At 45.3% G+C, this 7,618-nt stretch carries 5 protein-coding genes; 3 read left to right on the top strand and 2 right to left on the bottom strand.

Features of this window, described 5'->3' with window-relative positions; translation table 11 throughout:
• Window positions 1–5: 5 nt before the first annotated feature.
• Entirely contained in the window at window positions 6–3,077 is a 3,072-nt protein-coding gene (locus tag ACOJS8_RS01050; RefSeq protein WP_420146671.1) for a SusC/RagA family TonB-linked outer membrane protein, read from the bottom strand.
• 361 nt (window positions 3,078–3,438) lie between these two features.
• Here ACOJS8_RS01050 and ACOJS8_RS01055 point away from each other — a divergent pair, with 361 nt between their 5' ends.
• The 3 genes from ACOJS8_RS01055 to ACOJS8_RS01065 all read left to right on the top strand — a co-directional run bounded on the left by ACOJS8_RS01055 (window position 3,439) and on the right by ACOJS8_RS01065 (window position 6,620).
• Window positions 3,439–4,581: a glycoside hydrolase family 26 protein gene (locus tag ACOJS8_RS01055; RefSeq protein WP_420146672.1), complete on the top strand. Its 1,143-nt coding sequence runs from the start codon at window positions 3,439–3,441 to the stop codon at window positions 4,579–4,581.
• Between the two features lie 170 nt (window positions 4,582–4,751).
• Window positions 4,752–5,798, top strand: coding sequence for an aminopeptidase (locus tag ACOJS8_RS01060; protein ID WP_420146673.1), 1,047 nt, complete (start codon window positions 4,752–4,754; stop codon window positions 5,796–5,798).
• A 30-nt stretch (window positions 5,799–5,828) separates the two neighbouring features.
• The gene (locus tag ACOJS8_RS01065) at window positions 5,829–6,620 is read left to right on the top strand and encodes a DUF3108 domain-containing protein (RefSeq protein WP_420146674.1); all 792 of its coding nucleotides are present in this window, start codon (window positions 5,829–5,831) and stop codon (window positions 6,618–6,620) included.
• Window positions 6,621–6,648: 28 nt separating this feature from the next.
• Here the strand turns inward: ACOJS8_RS01065 and ACOJS8_RS01070 are convergent.
• The coding region (locus tag ACOJS8_RS01070) for a GNAT family N-acetyltransferase (protein ID WP_420146675.1) at window positions 6,649–7,618 on the bottom strand (970 nt) is incomplete at its 5' end.

Here is a 7,618-nt window from a genome sequence, read left to right on the forward strand (position 1 = left end):
AATAATTAGAATTTCAAATTAAGATTAACCCCCATTGAGCGTGTTGGTGGCGTACCGGCAAATTCCAGGCCCTGCGCGTTTGTATTGTTGTAAGTTGATTCCGGATCAATGTTTGGAACCTTCTTCATCAGAATAGCCAGGTTCCGGCCCACGATCGAGATAGAAGCCGCCTTGAACGGCATCTTTGTCAGCAACCGCGCTGGAATCGTATAATCAATAATAACCTGACGTAGTTTGAGGAAGTCTGAACTGTAAATGAACGGCTCTGCAAAATTATAGAGGTAAGAATAATACTGCTGAGCTGGCACATTCACCGTGTTAGGCTCGCCTTTTTCATTTACACCCACGCCAATAACTCCTGTTTCGCGGCCAGGCAGCGTTTCTTTATGCAGACCCACCCGATAGGCCAGAGCGTTCGTGCCCGAATAGATCTGCCCACCAAACTTACCATCGATCAGGAAGCTTAAGCCAATTCCTTTATAGCGGAATGAGTTATTAAAGCCAAGCGTAGTTGGCGAAACCCCCGTGCCATAAGATACCAGATCGGTCTTCAACGGAAATCCCTGAGCGTCGTAAATTACATTCCCGCCTGCATCCCGCTTATAGTTAAAGCCTTTAATTAAGCTGAATGGCTGACCAACCTCCTGGAACACGTAAGCAGCCTGCGAGCGGGCGGGGTCACCAACCTGTAGATTCTGAAGATCTCCATAGAGCGAAACGACTTCGTTCTTATTGTAGGCAAAATTAAATGAAGCATCCCAGGTGAAATTACGTCCCTTGAGGACGTCATAGCTCAGCAGCAGTTCAATACCTTTGTTGGTAATCTGCCCTACATTAAATAAGGCCGTTGAGAATCCTGACGTACCCGAAATAGAAGCCGCTACAATATCGTTGGTTGTGTTACGGCTGTATACGGCGAAGTCAATTCCGAATCGGTTGTTAAACATACGCGATTCAAGCCCAATTTCGAACGTAGTAGACGTTAACGGCCGCAAATTTGAGTTAGGCACCTGGCTTCCGTTGATCTGACCCAACGCCTGACCAAGGTGAGCCCCCGTCAGACTGTAATATAGGGAAAGATTATACGGATCGGTATCACCACCTGCTTGCGCCCATGATCCCCTCAACTTAGCGAAATTAATAACCGCTGGTAGTTTAAACGCTTCAGACAGCACTACGCTTGACCCAACTGATGGATAAAAAATGCTGTTTTTGTCGGGAGCCAACGTAGAGAACCAATCGTTACGTCCGCCCAGGTTTACAAACAGGAAGTTTTTGTACGAAAGGTCAGCTGAGGCATAGACTGAGTTAATACGCTTCTCGATATAGTTATACGAAATACTCCGTGCATCCGGATTTATGTTCGATATATCGTAGAAGAACGGAATGTTGAATCCGTTTCCACTGTAATTATCCAGGCGGTTAACCTGTTTCATCAGGTTTCCACCTAACAGCAGATTCAACCCAATAGCGTCCGTGATACCATGCTTGATCGTTGCATTGAGGCTATAGTTGCTCTCGGTGAAATTACGCAGGTTAGAATTATAGCCGCCGTTTAGTTGATAGGCAGTACCCGTAGGCGTAATTTCCGTATTTCGGTACGTATACGTATCGAAGCCTAAACGCGCCATCAACGACAACCAACTCGTCACTGTATACGTTGGCTCAAGTGCTGCAATGACCCTGTCTTTTTTATCTTCCTGTTTATAATCATATGCAGCAAAATAGGGGTTCTGCGCATAGATGTTTTCCGACCATACCTTTTCGAAACCTTGACTGTTATAAACATTGTCCCGCATTGTTGATACAGGCAGGGAAGTTGGCATCGTAAACAACGTGTAATTTGCATTACCTGGTGAGTCAGATAAGCGCGGACGGTTACGGTTTCTTTCTGTAATGTATTTAACGTTAGCTACAACTGTCAGGTCATTTCCTAACGTAGCGTTGGTGTTTAAGGCAAAATTGTTTCGGTGAAGCGAATTGTTAGGAACCAGCCCTTTATTGTCTAAGTTGTTCATTGACAATCGGTACGTAATTTTTTCACTAGCTCCGCTCAAGGCAACTGAGTTGGTGAACGTGTTCCCCATTTTATAGAAGTTAATCAGGTTGTCACGCTGCGCTACGTATGGTCGAGCCACACCATCATACTGCATTACGTTCGTACCGTCCAATCTCCCTCCCCAGCTACTTGAGGTTGTCGCTTCCAGCGGTGTAGTTGGCTTCTGGCCGTTATTACCAGCCCCATATTCATACTGGAAATCGTTAAAGCGTTTGATCAGCAGGTCTTCAGCAACGAAATTGCTGTTTATTTCAACCCCGATCCCTTTGCCAACCTTACCGCCTTTAGTGGTTACCAGAATAGCCCCGTTCGAAGCGCGTGAACCGTAAAGAGCGGCTGCTGTAGCTCCTTTCAGTACGTTCATGCTTTCGATTTCATCCGGGTTAAGGCTGGAAATACCATCACCTTTATCTGAGCCACCCCACATTCCTACAGAGCCCAGGTTATCGTTGTTGATCGGAATACCATCGACGACGATCAGCGGCTGATTGTTACCACCAATAGAGCCATTCCCCCGAATCGTAATCCGGCTCGAACCGCTTGGGCCAGTTGCCGTACTCGCAATATTCAAACCGGCAACTTTACCAACCAGAGAATTCGCTACGTTGACCGAACGAGCCTGCGTCAGATCCTCACCTTTTACTTCAGTGGTCGAATAGCCCAATGATTTACGCTCTTTTTTGATACCGAGCGCCGTTACAACAACTTCATCCAGCACCGACGATTGTGGAGCCAGCGATACGTTGATAGTAGTGTTGTTGCCAATGGCTACATCTTTTGCTACATAGCCAATAAAACTAAACGTAAGCGTTGATCCAGCAGGAACCTGAATCCGATAGTCACCTTTTTCATCGGTGACAGCCCCTTGCCGACTGCCTTTGACCACAACATTGGCCCCATAAATTGGTGTACCTCCCTCGCCCGTAACACGCCCTCTGATTTCAACACCCTGCGCAAAGCTGAGCGTCGTCAGAAGGGATAGAAGGAGAATTTTGAGGTATAGTAAGTGTTTTTTCATAATAGTGAAAAGAGTGAAATAAAACTACGCTGTTTTTCATTGCACTTATTCAACAAATTTTGCATTTATCGAATATAAAAAACGGAATAAAAACTAATAATCATTGAATAAATTCAATATAAAAACACACGTCAAATCTAAACATTTTCTCTATAGAAAATATGATGCATATTCACATTAAATAGAATTTAATGCCCTTATACATAAAGGTTTTCTGGTAAAAAGTATGGCCTAAAACTCCAATGCTTCACCTTATATATCCCGTCTCTTTATTGAACTATACCAATATACGCAGCGTGTACTCTTTCGGGTTTACTAAGAAGCAGTTTGATTCAATGCAGGTCACTAATAATCTTAATTTATGCTCAATATTCCACTTCTATTAATAAAAATTGGCTTATTAGCCTACCTTCTGTTACCACTTAATTTATGGGCAGCCAATTATGAAAATAAACTAATTGATCCTAAGGCGACAAAGGAAACAAAAGCGCTTTACCGAAATCTGCGTAAGCTAAGCAAGAAGCATATCCTATTTGGCCATCAGCATGCTACTGAATATGGCCACGGCTGGGCAGGCGAACCGGATCGATCAGATATTAAATCCGTAACGGGCTCGCATCCCGCTGTGATTGGAGTCGATTTTAGTGGTTTATCGGGCCGACCGCCCGAAGCCATTGAAAAGACAAAGGAATTACTCCGTAAGCAAATCGCTGATACGTACGACCGGGGTGGTGTAACAACCGTTGCCTGGCATTTTTCCAATCCGGTTTCCAAAGGTGGTTTTTATTGGGTCGATACAGTTTCGGTTGCCGCCGTTCCTCACCTGGTTCCCGGTGGTTCGCATCATGAGCAGTACAAGCAGATACTACGTACCCTTGGCGATCTGGCCAATTCGGTAAAAGGCAAGGATGGGAAACCGGTGCCGATGCTTTTCCGACCTTATCACGAGTTTGATGGCGGCTGGTTCTGGTGGGGCAAACCGCATTGTAAACAGGAAGATTTTGTGTCGTTGTGGCGGTTTACGGTCTCCTACCTACGCGATAGCCTTCAGGTTCATAATTTCATCTATGCCTTCTCGCCAGACTGCCTGTTCAATACCGAGGCTGAGTTCCTGGAGCGCTATCCGGGCGATGAGTGGGTAGACATGGTTGGTATGGATAATTACGCCGACTTCGGACGTAACGGGCGCTACAATGTCAGTGCAGGGATTCGAAAGTTGAAGATTGTCTCCGATTACGCCCAGAAAGCGGGCAAACTCGCTGCGTTCACGGAAACGGGTCTGGAGTCGATTCCCGATACGACCTGGTGGACTAATACGTTGCTGAAAGCACTAAAAGCTGAGAAAATGCGGCTTGCCTACGTACTGGTCTGGCGAAACGACACACGTAGTGCCACGCATTATTACGCTCCTTATCCTGGCCAGGCCAGCGTACCCGATTTCATACAGTTTTATAAGGATCCGTACACATGGTTTGAAACTGGCTTACCTAAACTGTACAGATAACAAGTCGTTGTAAAACTCACTATGGTACAACCTGAATCGATTGAGGTATTTCGACGAGAATGGCCGTGTTCAATCTGAACTCATACTTAACCCTTATGTAGATCATGAATATATAAATGGGTGCAACACTTTTTTACGAAATTTGCCACCTTATTTAACGGTTCCAACGAATGCGTCGAAAAATTGCTCTTGTCATTGTGGGGGTTCTGGCTATCCTGGTTGTCTGGCAATGGGAACTTGTCAGTTACGGATGGATGCAGGCACGCGGACAATTGCGTATTTTATGGAACACAAAACCTGTTTCCGATGTATTGAACGACCCCGTTTACCCGGATTCTCTGAAACAGAAAATAGAACTTATCCGCGAAATCAAGCGTTTTGCTATCGACTCGCTTGGGCTGGATAAGTCGGGGAGTTATGAGTCGTTCTACGATCAGCAGGGTAAACCTATTTTATGGGTCGTTACGGCAGCTGAACCGTATCAACTCGTTGCAAAACAGTGGAGTTTTCCAATTATTGGTACGTTTTCGTATAAAGGATTTTTCGAAAAAGATTGGGCTGACTCCAGCGTTTCAGAATTAAAACGGGAAAACTTTGATACCCGGATTAGTGAAGTTTCTGCCTGGTCGACGTTAGGATTTTTAAATGATCCGATTCTATCTAGTTTTCTGGATCGACCCGAAGGAAGCCTGGCCGAATTGATCATTCATGAGCTGACTCATGGTACGTTATTTGTAAAAGATAATCTGGAGTACAACGAAAATCTGGCTGATTTTGTCGGCGAATACGGAGCGCAACGCTTTCTGCGGCAGAAGTATGGCAAGAGTTCTGTACCTTATCAGAACTATATGTCGACAAAAGAGTTTTATGGTCGATATGACAACCATATATTACGCGGTACCCGAACGCTCGATAGTTTATACCGAACGTTTAAACCAACTACGCCGGTTGCCATCAAAGATTCGTTGAAGTGGCAAACCATCCGGCAGATCGTTGTGGCTGTTGATACGATTAGCAACGAACTGAGTCAGAAACCCGTACGTTCAATAAAAAAACGTCGACTTGACAAACTAAACCTACCGAACAATGCGTATTTTATTGGTTACCTCACCTACCGTAAACAGCAAAACCAGTTCCGGCAGGAATTTGAAACTCGATTTGACAGCAACTTTAAACGATATTTGACTTACCTAAAACAAACCTATCCATCATTGTAAAAATAGCCCAGCCAACGGGCGGCTGTTCCTATGAAAAAGTTAGTAATTGGCATCGGTATTTTTTCCGTTCTGAGCACAGGTTTTATGGCTCTGAACACGTATCGGCGCGTCGTCAACACTAGTTTCGGACCGGGAGAACACCTCGAATATCGAGTTCATTATGGTTTCATTAACGCAGCCGAAGCCATTGTTGATGTGAGCCCTACGCTTTACAAGGTTAACGATCGTCCTTGCTATCGAGTCAATGTAGATGGCCGAACGGTAGGAGCCTTCGATCTAGTGACACGCGTTCGCGACACCTGGCGTTCTTATATCGATACGTCAGCCATTTTGCCCCAGAAGTTCTACACGAGTCTTCAGGAAAATAGCTACCGGAAAGAGCAGAATATTACGTTTAATCACGAAGCGAATACCGTTAAAGCCGAGGAAAAAACCGAACGTGATATATTCAAAGTACCTGATAATGTGCACGATCTGATCAGCGGCTACTATTTCCTGCGCACGATTGATTTTGCAAAAATTGCTCCCGGCCAAGTCATCGAAGTACCTGCTTTTTACGACGACACCGTTTATAATATGAAGGTACGTTATCGGGGTAAGGACGTAGTGAAAACCAAACAGGGAAAAGTTAACGTTATAATGTTGAATCCAGTGCTGCCCGCTGGCAACAAAATGTTTAAAGAAGAAGAGTCTATTCGGATTTTTGTTTCCGACGACACTAACAAGATACCTGTCAAAGTTGAAGTCGATCTTTGGATTGGTTCGATGGTGATGGACCTAAAGAAAAACAACGGACTACGACAACCTCTACGGTTTTTTTAAGACAGCTATATTGCGTTATGGGAAGGCATCAGTGAGTAGCTGATGCCTTTTTTATTACGTTTCTTAATTGCCGGGCCAGCCGTTCAACCACATTTAGGCGATTCCAGCGTATTGACCAGAACGGTTCTTCGACAGCTCCGAAGCTGCGGTAAAAATCCCGAATGGATGGTTTTTCGGGACTTTCAAAATCAAAAATCGTTGGTTTACCTACGCAACGACATCCGGCATTTTCCCGAATTAACTGATCAATCAGTAACGTCCGGGCATTGCCGGTACGTCCTGCCTCCGAAGCCGCATTGAAGAGGTAAATAATCCGATTTCCTTCTCTGACAAACAGCGCCCCCGCTTCAATACGTCCCTCGCGAAGGGCGTAACGCAGCGTCATCATTCCACGTTGATTCAGTTCGTTCACCAGGATTCTGAACGTAGCGTAAACCCAGTCAGCAACACCGTTTGGAATTGCGTTCGCGTGGTTCTCACGAAATAAGTTCAGAAGCGGAGTCGGGTCAGTGGATTCGAGTACTATCCAGTTAGCCCGCAAAGCCCGACGCAGATTTAGCTTCCGGTCGGAGGTATACCGCTGGTAAAGAGTTTCATAATCTGCCGACAGATCGAGAATCTGTGTTGATAGTGTACAACGCTCACCGAACGTAGCGATATGATGACGGCATGCAAAAATCGAACAATAGCGGAAATTCTGTTGGATAATCCCTAAAAATGGGGTTGGATCAACAGACACGTCGCGGCTGAAAACGGAAAGAAACTGACAGAAAAACGGCTGATGCACAACCCATTCGTACGTAATGCCAGCAATTTGCTTCCGACGTAGCGGAATGGGCATAACTGCCTGGTATGTTCCCGCATCATCAATGAGTACCAGCCCAACCCATTTCCACGCCGGTGCAGGCAAAACAACATCCAGATACCACGAGTACCCGTAAACGATACGTTGACAGGAATCGGTCACGCAGGCATCCCAGGCAATATCGTCGATTTGA

Source organism: Spirosoma sp. (assembly GCF_048594605.1).
In the GTDB taxonomy this organism is placed as follows: domain Bacteria; phylum Bacteroidota; class Bacteroidia; order Cytophagales; family Spirosomataceae; genus Spirosoma.